The sequence below is a fragment of the Acidithiobacillus sulfurivorans genome (assembly GCF_018853815.1).
GTDB classification, from domain to species: Bacteria; Pseudomonadota; Gammaproteobacteria; order Acidithiobacillales; family Acidithiobacillaceae; genus Acidithiobacillus; species Acidithiobacillus sulfurivorans.
In genome coordinates this window covers 1-21,466 of sequence record NZ_JAAOMP010000033.1, presented here as the reverse complement: position 1 = coordinate 21,466, position 21,466 = coordinate 1, and the positions used below count along the sequence as shown (strand labels likewise).

Below are 21,466 nucleotides of genomic sequence, written 5' to 3'. Positions count from 1 at the left end.
GGGCAAGGTGTTTATCCTTGCTGTAGAGCGGTCCGGGGAAAATCTCGGACTGGAGATCATGGAAAGTGCGACTGCGGCAGGCCTGGATTTACATTGGTCTGGAGTAGTGGGTTCGCGTTTGCAGGCCGCTGGCGTTGAAAATATTGCCGACGGGGAAACTCTTGCCATCATCGGTCTGGTTGAGGTGCTGCGCCATTATGGGGCACTCCGCCGACTGTATCATCAGGTGGTATCGCACCTGAAAAAAGAAAGGCCCACTTGTGTCATTCTGATTGATCACCCGGCATTTAATCTGCGTATTGCCAAGGCAGCCAAGGCACTGGGCATTCGCGTCCTTTATGTGGTGGGGCCGCAGATTTGGGCCTGGCGCGGGCAGCGCATTCACCAGATCAAGCAGATTGTTGATCAAATGCTGGTGCTTTTTCCCTTCGAGGTTCCCATTTATGCCGAAGCCGGTGTTCCGGTGCAGGTTCTGGCGCATCCCTTGTTGGCACAGACTACTGCTGCACCCGATCGTTTGACTGCCCGGACGGCTCTGGGGCTCACAGCGGATGATCAGGTGCTCGCCTTGCTGCCCGGCAGTCGGCGTGGTGAGCTGGAAAAACTTTCCCGCCGTTATGCGCAAACCGCGAGTTTGCTGCGAGCGCAAATGCCCCGGTTGAAAATTGTCGTGGCTCTGGCTCGTGATGAACTGGCATCCGCCTGGAACCGCCAGTGGGAACAGGGAGCCGGCCCCGGTGATGCTCTGGTGGTTATTGCCCAAACCCGCACGGTACTGTCAGCTGCTAATGTGGTACTGGTGGCTTCCGGAACGGCGACCCTCGAAACCGCACTGATGGAACGCCCGGCGGTAGTGGTTTATGCCCTGAATCCCCTGACCTACGCTTTTGCACGGCGCCTGGTTAAAACCCCTTTTGTGGCTATGCCCAATATTTTACTCAAGGAGTCTGTTTATCCGGAGTTTTTGCAGGATGCCTTTATACCCGGACAAGTTGCTGCAGCTCTGTTACCCTTATTTGCCGAGGCTGGGCATCAACAAGTTCAGCGCCTGAAGCAGATACGTGACTTGTTGCAGGGGGATTCCCCGGAGGCGCTGCAAGAGGTTTTGCGGAAAATGCTTTCATGACGGGTAAATCCAAAAATGGCCATTGGCATGAATAAGCCAGGATGAGCACAGCAAAAAGATCTCCGGTTTTGGAGCACTGGGGCCCCGCTTGCGCGGGTGTGGATGAAGCCGGTCGTGGTCCGCTGGCGGGGCCGGTCATTGCGGCAGCGGTGATTTTGCGTGAACCTCTTTACGGTCTTAACGACTCCAAGAAAATGACCGCCAAAGCCCGCTTGCAATGGGCTGCCAGAATTCGGCAGGAAGCGCTGGCCTGGTCGTTGAGCTGGGCTGCAGTGTGGGAAATTGAGCGCTACAATATTTTACAGGCTTCGTTACGGGCCATGTCTCGGGCTATTGCTGCCCTGCCAGTGCGTCCTGAGCGTGTGGTTGTGGATGGTAATCAGTCACCGCCGGGCTGGCAGGTTGAGACCCTGGTGGGCGGCGATGGTCGGGTAGATGCCATTGCAGCGGCCAGTATTCTCGCCAAGGTGGCCAGAGATCAGACCATGCAGGCGTTGGATGCTTATTATCCGCACTATGGTTTGGCCCGGCACATGGGTTATGGAACCGCAGTCCATAGGCAGGCATTACAGCGATATGGACCTTGTCCGCTGCATCGACGTGGTTTTGGTCCGGTGGATCGAGCCTGGGAGGCAAAGCAGTGAGTGAACCGACTTTTGTCCATCTTCATGTGCATTCCGAATACTCCCTGGAGGATGGCATTATTCCGGTCAAGGCGCTGGCCAAGCGCTGTGCCGAAAAAAATATGCCGGCAGTGGCGATTACGGATCACGGTAACCTTTTTGCGCTGGTGAAGTTTTATACTGCCGCCCGCAGTCAGGGCGTGAAGCCGCTGATCGGTAGTGAAATCTGGGTTCACGATGGAGCAGATGCCGATCGCCCCGCCAGCCTGATTTTGTTGTGCATGAACAAAACCGGTTACGCCAATCTCAGCCGTCTGTTGAGTCGCGCTTATCTGGAAGGACATCAGCAGGGCCGCCCGCAAATTGCCGCCGAATGGTTGCAGCATGCCAGTGAAGGATTAATTGCCCTGTCCGCCGCAGGGCAGGGTGAAATTGGTCGGGCTTTGCTGCGCCGCGATCATGCGCAGGCTGAACTGTTGGCAAAACGCTATGCAGACTGGTTTCCTGAACGCTTCTATCTGGAACTGCAACGGAATGGCGAAAAAGATCAGGAAAGTCTGCTGCAAGCAACCCTCGGGCTGGCCGAAAAGCTGAATTTGCCGGTGGTGGCTACCAATAATGCCCATTTTCTGGATGCTGCCGATTTTGCCGCTTTTGATGCCCGTCAATGTATTTCTGCAGGGCTGACACTGGATGACCCACGTCGGCCAAGACGCTTCACCGCCGCGCATCGTTTGCCGGATCCAGAGGAAATGCGGACACTTTTTGCGGATTTACCCGAAGCTTGTGACAACACGGTAGAAATTGCCAAACGCTGTAATCTGGAGTTGGTGCTGGGCCAATACGCCTTGCCTGATTATCCGATTCCTGAGGGGCAATCTATAGATGAATATCTGCATGATGCCGCTCAGAAAGGGCTGCAGACGCGTCTGGATGCTCTGCATATTCGTGCCCAGGATAGCCTCCCCTACCATGAACGCCTGCTGCGTGAAGTAGGGGTTATTCAACAAATGGGTTTTCCCGGTTATTTTCTGATTGTGGCGGACTTCATCCAATGGGCCAAGAATAACGGGGTTCCAGTCGGACCCGGACGTGGTTCGGGAGCCGGTTCTCTGGTGGCCTATGCCCTGGGGATTACCGATCTCGATCCTATCAGCAATGGCCTGCTCTTTGAACGCTTTCTGAATCCGGAACGGGTCTCCATGCCCGATTTCGACGTGGATTTCTGTATGGATCAGCGCGATCGGGTCATTCAGTATGTCGCCGAAAAATATGGCCGCGAACGGGTCGGTCAGATCATCACCTTTGGAACCATGAAAGCGCGGGCGGTAGTCCGGGACGTCGGCCGGGTGCTGGGACTGCCCTACGGGTTTGTGGATCAGCTCGCCAAGCTGGTGCCCGGTGATTTGGGCATGACCCTGGCCAAAGCCCTGGAAGAATCCGAAGAGTTGCGGCGTCGCCAGACCGAAGAAGACGACGTCCGTGATCTTCTGGATATTGCCTTGCGTCTGGAGGGGTTGCCTCGCCATGCTTCCACCCATGCGGGGGGTGTTGTCATCTCTCCAGAGCCGCTGGCGGATCGTTTGCCGCTATTTACGGATAGCTCCGGGGGCGGTGGTAATGTGACCCAGCTGGACAAGGATGATGTCGAAAAAATGGGTCTGGTCAAATTCGACTTTTTAGGTTTGCGAACCCTGACCATTATTGACATGGCGGTGAAACTGATTAATGCCGCTGCCGTCACGGCGGGCCGTGCGCGCCTGGATATTCAGCAACTCCCGCTGGATGATCCAGAGACTTTTGCACTGCTGAAATCCACGGAAACCGTGGCCGTGTTTCAGCTGGAATCATCGGGCATGCGTGATTTGGTGCGGCGTCTGCAACCCGATACTTTTGAGGATATTGTGGCCCTGGTCGCCCTGTTTCGTCCCGGTCCTTTGCAGTCGGGCATGGTGGACGATTTTATTGCCCGCAAACATGGCAAGGCCCAGGTCAGTTATTTGCACGCCAATCTCGAACCCATTCTCAAGGAAACTTACGGCGTCATTGTTTATCAGGAGCAGGTCATGCAATCGGCTCAGGTCCTGGCGGGCTATTCCCTGGGGGGTGCCGATTTGCTGCGCCGGGCCATGGGCAAGAAAAAACCCGAAGAAATGGCCAAACAACGCAGTGTTTTTCTGGAGGGCGCACATAAAAATGGCCTGCATCCTGATCAGGCAGGAGCTATCTTCGACCTGATGGAAAAATTTGCGGAATATGGTTTCAACAAATCCCATTCTGCCGCCTATGCTCTGGTTTCCTATCAGACGGCTTATCTCAAGGCGCATTATCCCCAGTTTTTTATGGCGGCGGTACTGACTGCGGATATGGACCATACCGACAAGGTCGTAGCGATGATTGCCGAATGCCAGCACATGGGTCTGCGCATTGCCCCGCCCAGCGTGCAATGCAGTGGTCTGGAGTTTAAACCCGAAGGCAAGCAGGATATCCGTTTTGGTCTGGGAGCGATCAAGGGCCTGGGACGGGCAGCGATTCAAAGTATTCTGGAAGCGCGTAGGGAAGGTCCTTTCCAGAGCCTCTTTGACCTGCTTTGTCGGGTAGAGAGCCAAAAAATCAATCGCCGCGCGCTGGAGGCCTTGATTCGTGCCGGCGCCATGGATGACTGGCAGGTGTCCAGAGCAGATCTGATGGCTTCTCTGGAAAGCGCCATTGAAGCAGCCGCCCAATTTCAGCAAAGCCAGGCCAGTCTGCAGGAGTCCCTTTTTGACGGACTGGAATCTTTGCCTGTCGCGCCCCCTATTCGTCATGCTGAGCTATGGACATCCACAGAAATACTGCGTCAGGAACGGGAAACCCTGGGCTTTTATTTCAGCGGTCATCCCATGGATGATCTCCGTACGGAACTTGCCGAGCTGGGTGTGCAGCCTTTGAGTAACATTGTGGTGGGAACCGTTGTGTTGGTTGCCGGATTAGTAGTGGCGCGGCGCAGTACCCGTACCAAAAGGGGCGATCGTATTTATTTTCTGACTCTGGATGATGGCGAAGGGCGTCTGGAGGTGGTGGTATTTGCCGAAGTCTGGGCTCAGGCGGGAAAAATCGGGGAAGGGGAAGAACCTGTGCTGGTCCTGGGTGAGGTCGGCGAAGATAGTTATTCCGGTGGCCTGCGGCTCAGCGCCCTGCGGGTGCTGGATCGCCAGCGGGTTCGCGAAGAGTTGGCAACACAATTGATAGTGGAGATTCCTCAGGGTGAGCCGCTGGCTCCCGAGCTTTTGCGTGACTGGCTTCAGCAATATCCGGGCTCTGTGCGTCTGCTCCTGCGTTTACCGGTGGACAATGACCTGCAGGTACTGTTAAAAGTGCCGGAAACCTTAAGTTTTGTGGCGAGTGCAGAGGCCCTGGCGACACTGCAGGCATGTATGCCCCAGGATTATCAATGGCAGTGGACGTACCGTGCCGCTAATTCGCTGGTAAATAATGTGATTCCTCTGGAACGTGGACAGCGCAAGACCCGGCGTCCCGCCTGAGGTAAGTTTTCAGATTGTTCAGGAGTACCTATGAAAATCAGTTATCTGGATTTTGAACAGGGTGTAGCGGAGCTGGAAGCCAAGGTAGAAGAGCTGCATGCTCTGAATCAGCCCGGTATTGCCGATGAAATCAAACGCCTCGAAGTGAAGGCCCGCAAGGAGCTGCAGCGCATATACAGTAAGCTGGGTGCCTGGCAGACCGTACAGGTGGCGCGGCATCCCCAGCGCCCCTATACCCTCGATTATGTGCAGGCCCTGTTCAGTGAAGTGCAAATTCTGGCCGGAGACCGCGCTTTTGCTGATGATCAGGCTATCATTGGCGGTTTGGCCCGCTTCAATGATCAGCCTATTGTCTGGATGGGACATCAAAAAGGGCGCGATACCAAGGAAAAAATCCAGCGTAATTTTGGTATGCCGCGCCCTGAGGGGTATCGCAAGGCGCTGCGCCTCTTGCGTTTGGCCGAACGCTTTCAATTGCCGGTGTTCACTTTTATTGATACGCCCGGTGCCTATCCTGGAATCGGTGCAGAAGAACGCGGCCAAAGTGAAGCCATTGCCCGGAATCTGGCCGTCATGTCCGATCTCGCCGTTCCCATCATTTGTACCGTCATTGGCGAAGGTGGCTCTGGCGGTGCGCTCGCCATTGGCGTCGGTGATCGGATGCTGATGCTGGAATACAGTGTTTATTCCGTTATTTCACCGGAAGGCTGTGCGTCTATTCTCTGGAAAGATGCAGGAATGGCGGCGGAAGCGGCAGAAACCCTCGGCATTACTGCTCGCCGTTTACAGTCTCTCGGACTGGTAGATGAAGTCCTGGTTGAACCTCTGGGTGGTGCTCATCGTGATCCGGAAGCCGTTTTCACTTTGGTCCGGGAGCGTTTCGCCCAGCATCTGGACGAACTGAAAGCGATGGATACCAGTAAATTACTGACCACCCGTTATGAACGCCTGATGCACTATGGAGTGGTCGGCGCGGCCTGATCTGGAGCTGAGGCTCCAGAATGTTCTCCAAAAATGGGAGCTTCTGCCTCGGGAGCGCCCGTTTTTTGTGGCCTATAGTGGCGGATCAGATTCGACCGCTTTGCTGGTCGCTCTTGTAGTCTTGGGTTGTCCTGTGCGTGCTTTGCATGTAGATCATTGCTGGCACGCCGAGAGCCCGGACTGGGCGCGTTTCTGCGTCGAGCAGGCCAGCGCCTTGGGTGTCTCCTGTACCGTACTGCATTTACCTCCGGAAACTTCAGGAGAAGGCCCGGAAGATCGGGCGCGTCGCGGTCGCTATGCGTTATTGGCGGCACAGCTTCAGGCCGGGGACTATTTGCTGACCGCTCAACATCAGCAAGATCAGGCCGAGACTTTTTTCCTGCAGTTATTGCGGGGTACCGGTATTGCCGGACTCTCTGCCATGCCCCAGCAAAAACCCTTGGGAGCAGGGGTGTTGCTTCGTCCTTTTTTGCAGGTTCCCAAACAGGAACTGCTGGACTACCTCCAGGAAAAGAGAATCCCCTATATTTCCGATCCTGCGAATCAGGATCCTCGTTATGACCGGACCCGTGTCCGCGAGCAGCTGTTACCACTGCTCGAAAACCTCGGTTGGCCCCACGCTGTGGCTACCGTGGCCCGAACGGCAGAAAATCTGGGCGATGTTCACGAACTCGTCGATGACTGGTTTGCCATGTATTGTGACCAGCACCAGTCAGAACACCCCGGGTTGAAAGAAGACGCCTTGTCCTTAAGCTTTTTGCAGCAGTTGTCTCCAGCCCGGCAAAGGATGTTTTTGCGGGGCTGGCTGCAACGTCTTCAGTGTCCATTACCTTCCCGGGCGCGTCTGGAGGTCCTTCAGGACGCACTGAAGACCGCTAAAGCTAAAAGTATTCAGTGGGAAGGGGGTGCCTGCAGGATTCAGGGGAAAGTACTTTATTTAAGTCGTGCCCCGGAGTTTGATGATAATTGGCAAGAGGGCAACTGGGAGATTTCCCGGCCCCTTCCTTTTCGCGGCTGGGAATGCCGGTTACTGGCGCAAGGGCCTGTAGAAGGCGTCAGTCATGCTTTGCTCGCGGAGTGTGCCCAGGTCAATTTATATTGGCGGCGCCGTCAAAACGGTGAGCGATCACGGATGGCTAACGGGCAGCATCGAACGGTAAAAAATATCATGCTGGAGGCTGGCATACCGCCCGAGTGGCGAGCGGATATTCCCCTGCTGTGGGATGAAGCCGGGCATTTGTTGTGCATTCCCGGTTATTATCAGGCCCCGTGGGTTCGCGCCCCGTTGGGGGGCGCTGCGCTCTGCTTGCTCCGAAAATAAAACTTTTCAGTCTTGCGCCATTTGTTTTTCGCGTTTTTCTTCAAGTGTTTTGCAATCAATGCAAAGCGTGGCCGTTGGTCTGGCTTCAAGACGCCGCAGGCCAATTTCCACGCCACAGGATTCGCAATAGCCGTATTCATTTTCCTTGATGCGACCCAGAGCCTGAGTAATTTTGCGAATCAGTTTGCGTTCCCGGTCCCTTGCCCGTAATTCCAGACCCATGTCGGTTTCGAGACTGGCACGATCATTGGGATCCGAGTAGTTGACGTTTTCCATTTGCATGTGTTGCACAGTACGATCGACCTCAGCCATGAGTTCGCCGCGCCAGTCTTCCAGGATTTTCTGGAAGTGAGCGATTTGCGCGTCGTTCATGTATTCTTCGTCAGGCTTTGGTTCGTAAGGAACAAATGCGGTATATTGCTGAACATTTTTGGGGCTGATGCCAGCAGTTTGAGAGGCTTTGTCTGCCATGTGATCTTCCTGTCCTTGTAATAAATCCGCTTACGTTTAACAGAGATCAGCCATTTTGGCAATCTTGCGGCTTATGTTTACAATGCCAGCACCTTCAACTCTGTACCAGGAATAAAGCCTATGCCCTTGCGCGCCCTGATTTTTGATGTGGACGGAACTCTTGCCGATACCGAGCGGGATGCTCACCGTGTGGCTTTCAACCAGGCATTTGCCGCTGCAGACCTCCCCTTTGACTGGGATGTGCCTACCTATGGACATTATTTGAAGGTGACCGGTGGCAAGGAGCGTTTGCGCAGTTTTTTGAATGACCATCCTGATTATCCGCAGCTTGGTGATGCGGATATTGCCCGAATCCACAAGCAGAAAACGGCTTTTTATGTCGAGATGATGGAAGCGGGCCTTTTACCCTTGCGCCCCGGCGTGGAACGCCTGCTGAATGCTGCCAGAGAGGTCGGGCTACCCATAGCCATAGCGACCACGACCACCCCGGCCAATGTGGAGTCCTTGCTGAAAAGCACCCTGGGTAAAGATGGACCAAGCCGATTCCTGACCATTGGCGCCGGCGATATTGTGCCGCACAAAAAGCCTGCCCCGGATATCTACTTGTATGTAATGAAGCAATTGGGTTTTCCGGCCTCGGACTGTCTGGCTCTGGAGGACTCGGAAAATGGCTTGCGTTCAGCCGTCTCTGCCGGTCTGGTTACGGTGATTACGCAAACGGAATATACGCAAAACCAGGATTTTTCATCGGCTCTGCGGGTGCTGGATCAACTCGGCGAGCCCCAGGCTCCCGCACAGATTTTGCGGGGACGGGAAGCGGGTGCACGCATTGTGGTTGATGTGGATGTGCTGTCCCAGTGGTGGGAAGATAAAACGCAGCATTAACCTGAATACGGCCGTTGGCCGTTTTCAGGATTAATCCACCAAAAAACACCCGAAGATGATGGGTGTTCTTTCTTCGGGTATGTGCAGGCTCAATCCGACGTGAGCATCCGGTATATTTCATCTTTCAGAAGCAGGCGTTTTTTCTTCATTTCTTCCAGACTTTGTGAACCGGTAGCCGCATCATTGCGCTCAATGTGTTCAATTTGTGCGGTCAGATCATTGAACTCTTCATAGCGCCTGGTGAAATGTCCCTGTTCTGCCAGGAGTTGGTCCATGCGTCCAGCTAGTTCAGGAAACTCTGCTTTCAAGTCTTGATGTTCAGTAATCATATGTATTCTCCGGTAGTGATTGGATCCACTGGCTGGTCGAGTGGCAACAGGACACGCCTTCTGTGACCAGTATAGCCTGCCGTTTTGTGCACGAAAAGCAGACAAAACGTGTTCCACAGGGATAGCGTGTTCCAATTTTGTTAAAGGTTAGGTTTTTTTACTGTTTTGGTTTTAATAAAAAATATTTTTCTGAGAGTAAATATGTATCACATGTTTTACGTCTGGCTTTTGTCTATGGATGATTTTTAGAGTGAGGGACGGTGAAGAGCTCTATTTGTATTACATGGTATAAAAATTGCTTGTGCTGGATATCTGAAATTTTGGTTAGGCAATAACGAGGTGTGTCATGCAAAAATCTGTTCCAGAGATGGCAAAAAAATCTGTTCGAACTGCAGTCTTTCCGGTGGCAGGCATGGGTACCCGTTTTCTTCCTGCAACAAAGGCAACGCCTAAGGAAATGATGCCCGTAGTGGATAAGCCGCTGATTCAATATGCCGTTGAAGAGGCATTGGCAGCAGGTTGTGATCGTCTGGTTTTCATTACCGGGCGGGGGAAGCGTGCTATTGCAGATCATTTTGATGTCGCCTATGAGCTGGAAACAGAACTTGAAAAACGCGGTAAAACAGCTCTACTGAAGGAAATTCAGAATATTGTACCGCGCGGTGTGACCACGACATTTATTCGCCAGCCTCGGGCTTTAGGCCTTGGTCATGCGGTGCTTATGGCGCGCGATGTGGTTGGCGATAATCCCTTTGCGGTGCTCTTGGCGGATGACCTGATTCTTTCAGAAAAGCCGGTGCTTTTACAGATGAAAGAACAGTATAGCCGTTATCAGACAGCTATACTGGCAATTCAACAGGTTCTTAGGGAAGAATGTAGTCGTTATGGAATAATTGCTTCATTGGGTCAGGAAGAACAGATTGTGCGTGTCGGCGGTATTGTCGAAAAACCATCGCCTGAGTCAGCGCCTTCCAATTTAGGGGTGGTGGGCCGCTATGTGCTTCCTGCAAGGATCTTTGACCTTCTGGAAGAATTGCCCTCGGGCGCTGGAGGTGAGATTCAACTAACGGATGCCATTGCCCGTTTGGCTCTTGAGCGTCAGGTGCTTGGTTATGAATTTGAAGGACAGCGCTTTGATTGTGGCGATAAGTTTGGTTACCTACAAGCCATTGTCGAGTTTGCACTCAGACACCCTGAATTTGGTAAAGAGTTCAAAGGTTATCTCGATAAAAGAATGATTCAGGCAGGGAAAAAGAGCAAGTCGGTTGCCAAAGTCACTTGTGTTGGATGAAGCATATGGCTAACTCTGAAAGCGCTACAAATAATCTGAGTCTCATTTTACCTCCCCGTGCCGGACAAACATTTAGAGAGTATCTGCAAGTAATTGAAAAAATTTTTCAAGAGGTGGTACAAAAAAACCCAGCTACTCTTCTCAGCGCTATGTTAACTCATGAAGTAATAGTATTTTCATCTGCTGAAGTTGATTCAGGGCAGTTGTGTAGTCTTTATAGTGTGAGTTCAAGTACTATTTCTCTAAAATTTAGTGCTTTACAGAGGCTAATTCATGTTACTAATAATGAAAAAATTATGGTAATTATTGGATCTGGTAACAACATTTATGCTTTTTTCGCGAAATTTTTATACTATTCTGATAACATCGCGATAGTTACCGCCCCATTGGCTGTTTATAAGCGATCAGTGCGAAAATATTCGCGAATTAATATAATAGAGCCGCTTAAAATATCTTGTAAAGATGGTCTGCGGTTTGATGGTGAAATGGCTGATTTTAGTCCTACTGGGATACGTTTTATTATGCCAACTATCAAAGTTATGAAACGAGATACCATGTTAGTTGAATTTGCATCGGGTGATTGCGGGGCTTGCGAGACGCTTGTTCAGGTGACTCGCAGTCAAAGGCTTACTTCCGGTACGCGCAGTCAGGTAGCTGTGCGTATGTTGCTGACTAAGATGATGAAGAATAAAATGGAATATATGTATTGGTGTTGCCGCAAGGTGCAATCGGGTAGCGCTCAATTGCGATACTGAAGCACTTTAAGTGCATGTTAAATGAATGTGCAGATATCATAATTTTTGTGTAGTTCTGTTTTCGCTAATGGTCTCTCGGTAAAATTCTGCCAGTATTGCGACCATGGCGATTTCCGACCAATTCTGGGCGAGCTTTCGGGCCTCATTGGATAATTGCTGACGTAAATTTTCATCGGCGAGAAGTTCCGCGCAAGTTCGGGCAAACGCATTGGCTTCGGCAGGCGCTGATCGGGTGCCTAAACCGCTGCGGAGAACATCTGCCGCACCCATGGCCGGAACGGCAACAATAGGTAATCCAGCAGCCAGAGCTTCCAGTAATACCATACCCTGTGTTTCCGTTTCCGATGCGAAAACCAGCAGGTCTGCGGCCGCATACGCCTGGGGTAATTCAGTAACATGATCAAGGTAACCCAAAAAGCGGACGTTCTGCGTTAACTGGCTTGATTGCACCTCGTTTTCCAGGTGAGATCTGGCTGGCCCATCACCAACGAGTAGCAGCAGAATATCGGGGAATTGTTGCCTGAGCTGCTTTAACATGGACAGAATCAGCCCGATATTTTTTTCTGGAGCCATGCGTCCTGCGTACAGCAAGACAGGGCAATTTTGGTCCAGATTATAGCGCCGCCTAAAATCCTGGCGATCACTGATGTTACGGGTCTGATGATTTATGCGAATGCCGGTTGGAATCACTCTTGTTGCTGTACGGATACCATAATTCCAGAGGACTTCAGCCATAGCTTGGGACGGAACAATTAATCCGTTTACGGCTGCACATTGCTGGCGCGATGGAATACGCGCCATAGCTTTACGTAGCGGACCGGGAATTTTTCCGTAGTAGTGGCCGAGATACGCTTCAAAATAGGTATGGTAGGAGCTGATGGCTGGCAATTTCAAACTTCGTGCCAGATGATTTCCCAGATAGTGAGCGACAAAGGGGGTCTGGATATGCAGGAGATCGTAGTGGCGAGCTTTGAGATCAGATTTTATGTTTAACAAGGCGCGGGGTTGCATCAGTCGTTCTTCAGGGAAAAAAGGAATACTCCGTGCCGGAATACGGTAAATTCCGCGCTCTTCCGCAGTGCAGGAGCCATAATCCGGAATCAGTAAATCTACCTTGTGTCCCAGCAATTCCAATCCTTGGCGAAAGCTGCGAATGGAAGTGGCCACACCGCTGATGCGTGGAAAATAAGTATCAGAAATCATGAGAATGCGCATGGAATATCCAAAAATTCAGCGGGTTGAAAGTTGTTGTTGATAGGTGGCTTCGAGAATGTCAAAGCTGCGTGTCCAGCTTTGTGATTCCGCACGCAGGCGTCCGGCCTTGCCCAAACGCTGGCGTTCAGCGGGATTGCTATAGAGTGTTTGCATAGCTGTTTCCAGATCGCTATCACGCGGAAGCAGCAGGCCATGTTCGCCATCAATGACTTGTTCGCAGACGCCTGGACAGTCATAGGCAATGATGGGTAAGGCGCTGGCTTGTGCTTCAAGTACCACATTACCGAAGGTTTCACTACAGGATGGAAAGCAGAACAAATCGGCGCTGGCGTACCAGCGAGCGAGATTCATGCCGTTTTGCATGCCCGCACAATAAATCCGTTTGTTGGCGTAATGGTCGATTTCACTGCGTAGCGGGCCATCACCGACCAGAACGAGGATAGCCCGGGGGTAGTTCCTGCTCAGTTTGCGAAAGGCTGCGAGCAGGGGCGGCAGGTTTTTTTCCCGCGCCAGACGCCCAACATACAGCAGTAATAAATCTTCATCGCCCAGTTCCAAATCCTTACGAATATTTTCATCACGCCATTGCGGATTGAAGCGCTGCGTATCTACCCCGCGCCCCCATTGCTGCAAATGCAGAAATCCCTGGTGATGGAGTCGCTGCAGAGTACCCTGACTGGGTACCAGCGTTTGCCGGGTCGCATTATGAAAATGACGTAAATAGAGACGCGCTATGTGGCGTAGGGCAGGAATCCCATAAAACGAAAAGTATTGGTCGAAATTGGTGTGGAAGCTGGTCACAACGGGCAAACCCAGTTTGCGCGCAGCGATGAGTGCCGAATAACCCAAAGGTCCTTCAGTAGCAATGTGTACCACCTCACTCCGCCAGGCCTGCAAGCAGCCAGTCAGATAGCCCGGATTGGCCCAGCCTAATTTGACCTGGGGATAAAAAAACAGAGGAAATGCTTTTACCAGCCCTTCCTGAGCAGCCTCGTCAGGTTGGCGCGGTCGAATGACCTGAACTTCGTGACCGCGTGCCCGGAGTTCTTCGACAGCCTTCCCTAAGGTAAGAGCTACTCCATTGATTTCTGGAGGGTAAGTCTCGGTGATCAGAGCGATTCTGAGTTTGCCTGTTATCATGCCTTACCGTTTGCTGAATGACTTACAGGGCGAAGCTGCTCTGCAGCTTTTCCCCTGGCCTCGTCATGATGATAACGGAGAAATATGACAATTTGATGAATCCTGGTGACATGCTGCTCAATCAAGCTATTCCGTTTATGATGGGCCGGGTAGCCAGCCCGAACTGAATTTGGGACACGATGAATAAGGAACCCTACTGTTTTGAACTATAGTGCTGAACAATTCACCGTCCTTAAGGGCCTGGAGCCTGTGCGTTTGCGCCCGGGCATGTACACGCGTACCACCTGTCCGACGCATATGGTTCAGGAGCTCATTGATAACTCTGCGGATGAAGCACTGGCCGGACATGCGACCCGTATTGAAGTAACAGTACACAGTGATGGGTCGGTCGCCGTCGAAGACAATGGTCGGGGGATTCCGGTAGGGATTCCCCCCGGTGAGACGCGCCCTGCAGCAGAATTGGCTTTTACAACCCTGCATGCAGGGGGAAAATTCGACAAGACTGACAAGTCTTCGGCTTACCGCTTTTCGGGCGGTTTGCATGGGGTAGGTGTGGCAGTCACCAATGCACTGTCCAGTCGGTTGCTGGTGGAAATTCATACCCGGGATCCTCAAGGGGGTGGGTATGGTCGTTATCGTTTGAGCTTTGTGGACAGTGTCCTTCAGGAATCATTGACCCGCGTGGAAAACAGTCAGGCCCGTCGTCATGGGACTCGGGTTCAGGTTTGGCCGGATCCCCGGTATTTTGATTCACCTCGAGTCAACACCCGGGAGTTGACTCATTTGCTGCGTGCCAAGGCTATTTTGCTGCCCGGTTTGCAGGTGATTTTGAATTTACCGGAGCAGGAGGCGCTGGTCTGGCAGTATGATTCTGGTCTGGCGGAGTATCTGGAAGAAATGCTTGCGGAAGCAGAGCCCATCACCCCGATTTTTGCGGGTGAAATGTATCAAAACGATGATAGTAATGGTTTCGCTCAGGGAGAGGGAGCGAGTTGGGCATTGTGCTGGAGTGCCCAGGGTAATCCACGCCCGGAAACCTACGTTAATCTGATTCCCACGCTCGATGGTGGAACCCATGAGTCGGGGTTCCGCGCCGGTGTTTTTGAAGCCGTCCGGAGTTTTATGGAGCACCACAGTCTGGTGCCGGCCAAGGTGAAGCTGGTGCAGGATGATGTCACCGGCAAAATGGCTTTGGTGCTTTCCGGGCGGATTCTTGATCCCCAGTTTCAGGGGCAGACCAAGGACAAACTCACCAGTCGCGAAGCCTATAAGTTAATGGTGCAAACCATCCGCGACCCTCTGGATTTGTGGCTGAACAGCCATCCCGAGGCGGGCAGGGCCATTGTCGAGCAGGCTATTCAGACTGCGCAGCTGCGCAGTCGCGCGGCGCAAAAGGTGGAACGCAAGAAGGGCTCGGGTTTGGCGACCTTGCCGGGCAAGCTGACCGATTGCGAAAGTGAGGATATTCAACGCAATGAACTGTTTCTGGTGGAAGGAGATTCTGCGGGGGGGTCAGCCAAGGCGGCTCGTGATAAAGAATATCAGGCGCTTTTGCCGCTCCGGGGCAAGGTGCTGAATACCTGGGAGGTGGATGCGGACCTGATTTTCAAAAATCAGGAAGTACACAATATGGCAGTAGCACTTGGTATTGAGCCGCATGGTGTGGCGGCGGATCCTGAGCAGGTGCTGACGGGATTGCGCTACGGCAAAGTCATGATTCTCTCCGATGCCGATGTAGATGGGAGTCATATTCAGGTGCTGATTTTAACCCTGTTTCTGCGCCATTTTCCGGCACTGCTCAGACGTGGTCATGTATTTGTGGTGAAGCCGCCCTTGTATCGGGTAGATGCCACTTGGCGCGGCAAGGCCCGCAAAATCTATTGTGAAGCCGAAGCAGAGCGGGATGTGGCCGTTGATCGTCTTCGCGCTGAAGGCGTCAAGGAGTCGGCTATTTCGGTTCAGCGTTTCAAGGGCCTGGGAGAGATGAATCCGGATCAGCTTTGGGAAACGGCCATGTGTCCCGACACCCGCTCCCTGGTACCCTTGACCATGTCGCTATCTGATCAGGCTGCTCTCCATGAGCGCTTCAGTCTGCTCATGAGCAAACAGTCGGCGGGCGGGCGTCGGGAATGGATGGAAAGAGATGGCTGGACGGCTGATCTGGATATTTGAGGAGATAACTGTGGTGAATGTTCAGAAAGGAATCCTGCATGAGTAATACACTGGACTTGTTCGATAGTTTGAGTCCTGAACGGGCGTCCAGTCCTCCAAACGAGCCCCCGCCCCCGCCGCCGACCGCAGAGGGGAGTAATCCCGAGGACCCTTCTCCGCCTCTTGCGGAATATGCCGCCAAAGCCTATCTGGCCTATGCGATGAGCGTGGTGACCGGGCGCGCCATTCCGGCGCTTGCCGATGGACAAAAGCCGGTGCAAAGACGAATCTTATATGCCATGCGCGATATGGGCCTGCAGCGTTCTCCCAAGCACGTCAAATCTGCCCGGGTGGTGGGTGAGGTCATTGGCAAGTGGCATCCCCATGGGGACAGTTCTGTGTATGATGCCATGGTGCGCATGGCGCAGCATTTTACCTTGCGTTATCCCGTGGTGGATGGACAGGGTAATTTTGGTTCTCTGGATGGGGATTCTGCTGCAGCCATGCGTTACACCGAAGCCAATCTGACCCCTATCTCCGAGTTGTTGCTGGGTGAAATTGACGAGGGTACGGTCGATTTCCGCAGTAATTATGATGGTACGCTGGAAGAACCGGTGACTCTCCCTGCGCGCCTGCCATTTTTGTTGATGAATGGTGCCTCCGGCATTGCCGTCGGCATGGCTACAGAAATTCCGCCCCATAATCTGCGCGAACTGGCAGCCGTTTGCGCGCAGTTGGCAGCAAATCCGGAGACGTCGGATGACGCTATTCTTGAGCAGATACCCGGCCCGGATTTCCCTGGGGGAGGACAGGTTATTTCAACCCCCGAACAAATTCGTGAAGCTTATCTGTCGGGGCGGGGCAGTATTCGGGTACGGGCCCGCTGGGAAGTGGAAAAGCTGGCGCGGGGTGAGTGGCGCATCAGTATTCATGAATTGCCTCCGGGCGTTTCCACGGCACAGGTGCTTTCGGAAATAGAAAATCTCTCCAATCCTCAGCCGAGGGGTGAGGGCAAGAAAAAAGCCCTGACGCCTGAGCAGCAGTCCACTAAAACGGCCATGCTTTCCCAGATTGAAACGGTGCGCGATGAGTCCGGCAAGGATCACGCAGTACGCATTGTGGTAGAGCCCCGTTCTCGGAATCAGGACCCCCAGCAACTGATGACCTATTTATTGGCGCGCACTTCTCTGGAATCCAATCAGTCCGTCAATTTGACCGTGCTGGACCTGGAAGGCCGCGCACCCTGTCTGCCGCTGACGGCCATTTTGCGGCAGTGGGTGACTTACCGTTTGCGCACGGTTCGCCGCCGTAGCCAGTTTCGTCTGGATAAGACTTTGGCGCGTATCCATATTCTCGAAGGACGACTCCGGGTTCTTCTGGATATAGATGCCATCATCCGGGTCATTCGGGAGTCCGATGATCCCAAAATAGACCTCATCGAGCACTTTGATCTGACAGAAATTCAGGCCGAAGACATTCTTGAAATCCGTTTACGTCAATTGGCCAGACTGGCTGGCATTGAACTGGAAAAAGAACTCAAGGATAAGCGGGATGTGGCCGATTATCTGACCGGCCTGCTGGCGCACGAAGAACGCCTGAGAGCCTTGCTGGTTGAGGAAATCAACGCCGATGCCCAGAAGTTTGGAGATGATCGACGCACCTTGTTGCAGGCGGATGTGGCCATCACCAGCAAGGCTGCTCAGACTATTGTGGCCGCTGTGACCGACGAGTCGGTGACGGTCATTGTGTCTCGCAAAGGCTGGTTACGCAGTCGAACGGGACACGGTATTGCCACGGAGAGTCTGAACTTCAAGGAAGGCGATCAACTCCTGCAGGTTTTTGAAGTGCGTTCTGTGGACCATCTGGTATTGCTGGATCAAACAGGTCGTGCTTATTCTGTTCCGGTCGGTCAGATTCCCGGTGGCCGTGGGGACGGGGTCCCCGCCTCCAGTCAGGTAGATTTTCAGGCCGGAGCTTCCCTTCAGGCGGCAGCTTGTGGTCCGGGCGACAGTTTGTGGCTGGTAGCGAGTAGCGCTGCTTACGGCTTTGTCACCGTGCTGGAAAACATGACCGGGCGTAATCGTGCCGGGAAGGCTTTCCTGTCTCTGGATAAAGATGAATATCCTTTGCCGCTGCTTCCTGTGCCTGATCTGTCTGCAGAAATATTGTGCGTCTCTTCAGATTATGCGGGATTGATATTTTCGCTGGCAGAAATCAAAAGCCTGCCGAAAGGGAAGGGGGTCAAATTGATGACGCTGGCCCCCCAAGCTCATTTGCAAAGCCTTTATATTCATCCCGAGGGACAGACTTTGCCGCGCACTATTCGTAAAAATCGCCTGGAGATTTGTCGTGGTAAGCGGGCCGGCAAGGGTCGTTCATTGCGCTAATGGAGGGCAAGCCAAATGCACCTATATGGTGCATTTGCATTAAGATGGTGCAATTTGCCGGGAGGCTTTTTGCTCCAACGTTCCTTGCCTGTTGTTCTAAGGCTCATCCTGCTGTCAGGAGAGAACTCGCCCTTTGGGCTCAGACAGCTCTCCTGACGGGCGCAGGATTTCGCCAAGAACAACCACGGCGCGGGCCAAAGTCGTGGCAAAGCCTCCTGGCCAATCGCCATTTTCAGGATCAACTCAATGGAATACGACGCTGGAAATGCGCTTGGTCCCGTCTGGAATGCTTCTTGCAAAGGCATCAGCATGCCGACTATCAACGGCAGGTTTTTTTGCTGAATCAGGAGTCGATAATGTCTATAAAAGATTTGCTGCGCCGTGATCCCCAGTTGTACGTCTTGCGCGATGGTTTGGGGGATAGGCATACCCCGGTTTTTTACAGCTCGCTGGCGGATAATGAGAGTGCTTTGCACGACCCCATTACCGGATCGGTATTTTTATCTCCGGCGCTGGCGCAACAGCCCCCGGAGTGGCGGTGGGCACTCCTGGCCAGGGAACTGGGGCGTGCTACAGCTCCCAAGCGCAGCAGAAGATGGCGTTTGGGGGTTGCAGCTTTTCTTCTCTGTGTGGTTCTGGATGTTGTGCTCATGCAGGTTCCCCTGGCAATGATGCCCAGGCTGGTCGATGCAGGAATAGCCACCGTATGTTTCTGGTTGGCTATCTGGCAGTTTAGAGGCTTATACGCGCGAAATACGATTCAGCAGACGGATCAGCATGCCAACGCATGGGCGCGAGATCGGGTTGAGAATTACGACGAGCTGATCGCGCAAGCCACTGCGCGGCAAAGCATCGCGCGATATTTGCGGCCCGCTCGCTGACCGGGCAGTTACATATCCCAACTGCCACTGGGTAATTTCTGTAGGTGAATATGGCGGGCGAGACGGATAACTGGTCTTATTAACAGTTCGGCGCTACCAATCACAAAAAGCCAGACGCCAGCCGTTTCCATGGAGGGATAGAAAAAAAAGAAACTGCCTACCAGAAATAATATGCCGATCATGAAATCATTGGCGATGCTGATGGTTTCGTAGCGGTTACGAATCAATAATTCATCGTGACCCATGCAGATAGTGAAATTGTTGTTTGACGGACTGTTTTCTGACAATGCCTTCTCCTGATCATGTTAACAATAGACTTTAATGTTAACACAGACTGGCATTCAGGCCGATCTCAAGCCGCCAGCGCCATCACCTGACGCGCATAAACTTTTGCCGGTATGGGAATTACGCCTTGGGCCACTGTGGTTGGTCCAGCATTATAGGCTTCCAGCGCCAGGCGAAGATGTCCATGAAAAATTGCGAGCAGACGACGCAAATAGCGAGCGCCACCCACGATATTCTGACGAGGCTTCCAGGGATTGACATGGAGGATGCGCCAGGCGGTGCTGGGCATGAGCTGCATGGGACCAACGGCTCCGGCATAGCTGACGACATTACTTGCACGACTTTCGACATGAATCACGGCGGCCAACAATTTGCGGGAAACTCCGGTTTGATTGGAAGCATACAGCACATCTTTACTGTATATGCCAGCGAGCTTCTGCCATGCACGTCCCGAAAGAGGATTCACCATTGCAGTAGCGGGTTGCGCTGTTATGTTGGATTTGGATCTTGCTGATGTGACCGTTGGTTTCAACAGCGAAATATTCGCAGGGAGTCCGGAGATACTGCGCTGCAAAGGTTGCGGCGCGATAATGAACAAGAAGCTGATTCCGGCCGTCACTGCGGCCACAAAAAGTTTTTTCAAATCAAAATAACCACATAGCTGCAAGGGCTATAGTTTATACAGGTTTTTTTTAGCGGGTGCAAGTTTTAGCCGATGCTAATATGCTTGGGCGTATCCGATTATCAAGCCCGGCCAGTCCGTTGCGTTTTCATTATCTTGTTCATGATAAAAGCATCGCGACATGGGCGCCTCCATTCTGTTTGACCTGATAAAGAGCCCGGTCTGCCCTAGCCAGTGCCAGAGAAAATGGTAGGTCTTCTTCACGCAACTCGGTCAAGCCGATGCTGGCTGAGATGGAAACTTCGTTATCGCAGAGTCTAATGCTGATTTTCTGCATTTTTTCCTGGATTCGTTCCAGAATTTCCAAGCCTTCTGACATCGTACATTTCCTGAAAATGATCGCGAATTCATCACCACCCAGGCGACCAAAAACGTCTGTTTCCCGAAGGGTCTCCTTAAAGAGTGATACAAAAACTTTCAAAACGCGATCCCCGCTCAAGTGTCCATAGCGGTCGTTAATGGGTTTGAATTTATCGAGATCAATCACGGCGAGCAGGCTATATTCTGGCTGTCTACGCAAATGCTTGATCAGATGATTGGCTTTTTCCAGAAAGGCCCGACGGTTCAATATGCCGGTCAATTCATCCATAGTAGCGAGGCGATGCAGCTTTTCTTTAATGCTGACCTGTTCGCTCACATCTCTGAACAGGCCTTCCATACCCAGAAATTGCTTATCCTCACTATAAATTGCGCTGCTGGTAATTTCGACGTCCACAATATGTCCATCTTTATGTTTCAAGCGTGCCGGGAAGTTTTGAACTTTCCCATGTTTCTTAATGGCGGTTACGATATTTGCCCGTGCTTCCGGATCACAATAGAAGCTGGAGGCAGGAAGGCCAATAACTTCTTCAGGTAAATAACCTAAAAGACCTAAGGCTGCAGGACCCACCAAGGTCAGGTTTTGCTCACTGTCAGTCCGATAGAAAACGTCAAGCATATTTTCAAAAAGGCGCTGAAAATTCTGCTCAGATTGGCTGATTTCATGCCCCATTTCTTCGCTGAGCTCGGTAGCGGTCGACATAATCAGCGAATATCCTGCGATTTCTATTAAGGTGCTGACGGATATAATGTGTTTAATTTTGCCATTGAGTGTGTAAACACGGGCTTCTGTAGGATTATTTTTAGGATTTTCATCGTTTAGTACCTCAAGACGATTAAGTATGCGCCCATGATCTAGGGGGTGTATGAATGAAGTGATATCTTTACCCAAAAAATAATCTGGATTATCTCCATCAAAAAGTTTAACAGCAGATTTATTGACAAATAGTAACTTTCTGTTGTGTGTTAATGCATGAGGTGCCGGATGTTGCTGTAATAACTCCAATGCGGGGAAACTTTTTGGCTCTTCGTCAGATTGAGTGGGTAGGGGGTAGAATGCTGTGGAGCGGTCGTGCCCTGAATTGGAGTTAGCTGATGGTC

At 52.3% G+C, this 21,466-nt stretch carries 18 protein-coding genes; 11 read left to right on the top strand and 7 right to left on the bottom strand.

What is annotated here, in order from left to right:
* The first annotated feature begins 7 nt into the window (after nucleotides 1-7).
* The 5 genes from lpxB to tilS are packed head-to-tail and all read left to right on the top strand — an operon-like array spanning nucleotide 8 to nucleotide 7,575.
* On the top strand, nucleotides 8-1,126 hold the full coding sequence (gene lpxB / locus HAP95_RS03195) for a lipid-A-disaccharide synthase (RefSeq protein WP_368356543.1): 1,119 nt from the start codon (nucleotides 8-10) through the stop codon (nucleotides 1,124-1,126).
* A 41-nt stretch (nucleotides 1,127-1,167) separates the two neighbouring features.
* On the top strand, nucleotides 1,168-1,770 hold the full coding sequence (gene rnhB, locus HAP95_RS03190) for a ribonuclease HII (RefSeq protein WP_215882923.1): 603 nt from the start codon (nucleotides 1,168-1,170) through the stop codon (nucleotides 1,768-1,770).
* On the top strand, nucleotides 1,767-5,273 hold the full coding sequence (dnaE, locus tag HAP95_RS03185; protein WP_215882922.1) for a DNA polymerase III subunit alpha: 3,507 nt from the start codon (nucleotides 1,767-1,769) through the stop codon (nucleotides 5,271-5,273). Before rnhB ends, dnaE begins: the two co-directional genes overlap by 4 nt.
* Nucleotides 5,274-5,303: 30 nt before the next feature.
* Complete coding sequence (locus tag HAP95_RS03180; RefSeq protein WP_215882921.1) at nucleotides 5,304-6,254, top strand: acetyl-CoA carboxylase carboxyltransferase subunit alpha; 951 nt, start codon at nucleotides 5,304-5,306, stop codon at nucleotides 6,252-6,254.
* A complete protein-coding gene (tilS, locus tag HAP95_RS03175) occupies nucleotides 6,232-7,575 on the top strand; it encodes a tRNA lysidine(34) synthetase TilS (RefSeq protein WP_226832501.1) in 1,344 nt (447 codons plus the stop codon). Before HAP95_RS03180 ends, tilS begins: the two co-directional genes overlap by 23 nt.
* Nucleotides 7,576-7,581: 6 nt before the next feature.
* Here the strand turns inward: tilS and dksA are convergent, their stop codons facing one another.
* On the bottom strand, nucleotides 7,582-8,046 hold the full coding sequence (gene dksA, locus HAP95_RS03170) for an RNA polymerase-binding protein DksA (protein WP_215882920.1): 465 nt from the start codon (nucleotides 8,044-8,046) through the stop codon (nucleotides 7,582-7,584).
* Between the two features lie 120 nt (nucleotides 8,047-8,166).
* Between dksA and HAP95_RS03165 the strand changes: the two genes are divergently transcribed.
* Nucleotides 8,167-8,931: an HAD-IA family hydrolase gene (locus HAP95_RS03165; protein WP_215882919.1), complete on the top strand. Its 765-nt coding sequence runs from the start codon at nucleotides 8,167-8,169 to the stop codon at nucleotides 8,929-8,931.
* 89 nt (nucleotides 8,932-9,020) lie between these two features.
* Here HAP95_RS03165 and HAP95_RS03160 read toward each other — a convergent pair whose 3' ends face one another.
* On the bottom strand, nucleotides 9,021-9,260 hold the full coding sequence (locus tag HAP95_RS03160; RefSeq protein WP_215882918.1) for an HP1242/YdcH family protein: 240 nt from the start codon (nucleotides 9,258-9,260) through the stop codon (nucleotides 9,021-9,023).
* Between the two features lie 346 nt (nucleotides 9,261-9,606).
* Here HAP95_RS03160 and galU point away from each other — a divergent pair, with 346 nt between their 5' ends.
* The gene (gene galU / locus HAP95_RS03155; protein ID WP_215882917.1) at nucleotides 9,607-10,551 is read left to right on the top strand and encodes a UTP--glucose-1-phosphate uridylyltransferase GalU; all 945 of its coding nucleotides are present in this window, start codon (nucleotides 9,607-9,609) and stop codon (nucleotides 10,549-10,551) included.
* Nucleotides 10,552-10,556: 5 nt separating this feature from the next.
* Nucleotides 10,557-11,306, top strand: coding sequence for a PilZ domain-containing protein (locus HAP95_RS03150; protein WP_215882916.1), 750 nt, complete (start codon nucleotides 10,557-10,559; stop codon nucleotides 11,304-11,306).
* A 36-nt stretch (nucleotides 11,307-11,342) separates the two neighbouring features.
* Here HAP95_RS03150 and HAP95_RS03145 read toward each other — a convergent pair whose 3' ends face one another.
* Nucleotides 11,343-12,521, bottom strand: a complete 1,179-nt coding sequence (locus HAP95_RS03145; RefSeq protein WP_215882915.1) for a glycosyltransferase — start codon at nucleotides 12,519-12,521, stop codon at nucleotides 11,343-11,345.
* Nucleotides 12,522-12,536: 15 nt separating this feature from the next.
* Nucleotides 12,537-13,661 carry a glycosyltransferase family 4 protein gene (locus tag HAP95_RS03140; protein WP_215882914.1) on the bottom strand — a complete coding sequence of 375 codons (1,125 nt, stop codon included), beginning with the start codon at nucleotides 13,659-13,661 and terminating at the stop codon, nucleotides 12,537-12,539.
* A gap of 201 nt (nucleotides 13,662-13,862) precedes the next feature.
* Here HAP95_RS03140 and HAP95_RS03135 point away from each other — a divergent pair, with 201 nt between their 5' ends.
* From HAP95_RS03135 to HAP95_RS03125, 3 genes are all read left to right on the top strand, one after another.
* Nucleotides 13,863-15,833, top strand: a complete 1,971-nt coding sequence (locus HAP95_RS03135) for a DNA topoisomerase IV subunit B (RefSeq protein WP_215882913.1) — start codon at nucleotides 13,863-13,865, stop codon at nucleotides 15,831-15,833.
* Nucleotides 15,834-15,871: 38 nt separating this feature from the next.
* Complete coding sequence (gene parC / locus HAP95_RS03130; protein ID WP_215882912.1) at nucleotides 15,872-18,199, top strand: DNA topoisomerase IV subunit A; 2,328 nt, start codon at nucleotides 15,872-15,874, stop codon at nucleotides 18,197-18,199.
* 356 nt (nucleotides 18,200-18,555) lie between these two features.
* Complete coding sequence (locus tag HAP95_RS03125; protein ID WP_215882911.1) at nucleotides 18,556-19,080, top strand: hypothetical protein; 525 nt, start codon at nucleotides 18,556-18,558, stop codon at nucleotides 19,078-19,080.
* Nucleotides 19,081-19,088: 8 nt separating this feature from the next.
* Here the strand turns inward: HAP95_RS03125 and HAP95_RS03120 are convergent, their stop codons facing one another.
* From HAP95_RS03120 to HAP95_RS03110, 3 genes are all read right to left on the bottom strand, one after another.
* On the bottom strand, nucleotides 19,089-19,367 hold the full coding sequence (locus HAP95_RS03120) for a YrhK family protein (protein WP_215882910.1): 279 nt from the start codon (nucleotides 19,365-19,367) through the stop codon (nucleotides 19,089-19,091).
* A gap of 65 nt (nucleotides 19,368-19,432) precedes the next feature.
* Nucleotides 19,433-20,008 carry a lytic transglycosylase domain-containing protein gene (locus HAP95_RS03115; protein WP_215882909.1) on the bottom strand — a complete coding sequence of 192 codons (576 nt, stop codon included), beginning with the start codon at nucleotides 20,006-20,008 and terminating at the stop codon, nucleotides 19,433-19,435.
* A 139-nt stretch (nucleotides 20,009-20,147) separates the two neighbouring features.
* The coding region (locus HAP95_RS03110) for a sensor domain-containing diguanylate cyclase (protein WP_368356541.1) at nucleotides 20,148-21,466 on the bottom strand (1,319 nt) is incomplete at its 5' end.

Excerpts from the sequence above, each read along its gene's own strand:
- HAP95_RS03125 (WP_215882911.1), top strand. The coding sequence starts at position 18,556 with ATGTCTATAAAAGATTTGCTGCGCCGTGATCCCCAGTTGTACGTCTTG.
- galU (WP_215882917.1), top strand. The coding sequence starts at position 9,607 with ATGCAAAAATCTGTTCCAGAGATGGCAAAAAAATCTGTTCGAACTGCA.
- HAP95_RS03145 (WP_215882915.1), bottom strand. The coding sequence starts at position 12,521 with ATGCGCATTCTCATGATTTCTGATACTTATTTTCCACGCATCAGCGGT.
- HAP95_RS03140 (WP_215882914.1), bottom strand. The coding sequence starts at position 13,661 with ATGATAACAGGCAAACTCAGAATCGCTCTGATCACCGAGACTTACCCT.
- HAP95_RS03160 (WP_215882918.1), bottom strand. The coding sequence starts at position 9,260 with ATGATTACTGAACATCAAGACTTGAAAGCAGAGTTTCCTGAACTAGCT.
- HAP95_RS03150 (WP_215882916.1), top strand. The coding sequence starts at position 10,557 with ATGGCTAACTCTGAAAGCGCTACAAATAATCTGAGTCTCATTTTACCT.
- dksA (WP_215882920.1), bottom strand. The coding sequence starts at position 8,046 with ATGGCAGACAAAGCCTCTCAAACTGCTGGCATCAGCCCCAAAAATGTT.
- tilS (WP_226832501.1), top strand. The coding sequence starts at position 6,232 with ATGGAGTGGTCGGCGCGGCCTGATCTGGAGCTGAGGCTCCAGAATGTT.
- HAP95_RS03165 (WP_215882919.1), top strand. The coding sequence starts at position 8,167 with ATGCCCTTGCGCGCCCTGATTTTTGATGTGGACGGAACTCTTGCCGAT.
- HAP95_RS03180 (WP_215882921.1), top strand. The coding sequence starts at position 5,304 with ATGAAAATCAGTTATCTGGATTTTGAACAGGGTGTAGCGGAGCTGGAA.
- parC (WP_215882912.1), top strand. The coding sequence starts at position 15,872 with ATGAGTAATACACTGGACTTGTTCGATAGTTTGAGTCCTGAACGGGCG.
- rnhB (WP_215882923.1), top strand. The coding sequence starts at position 1,168 with ATGAGCACAGCAAAAAGATCTCCGGTTTTGGAGCACTGGGGCCCCGCT.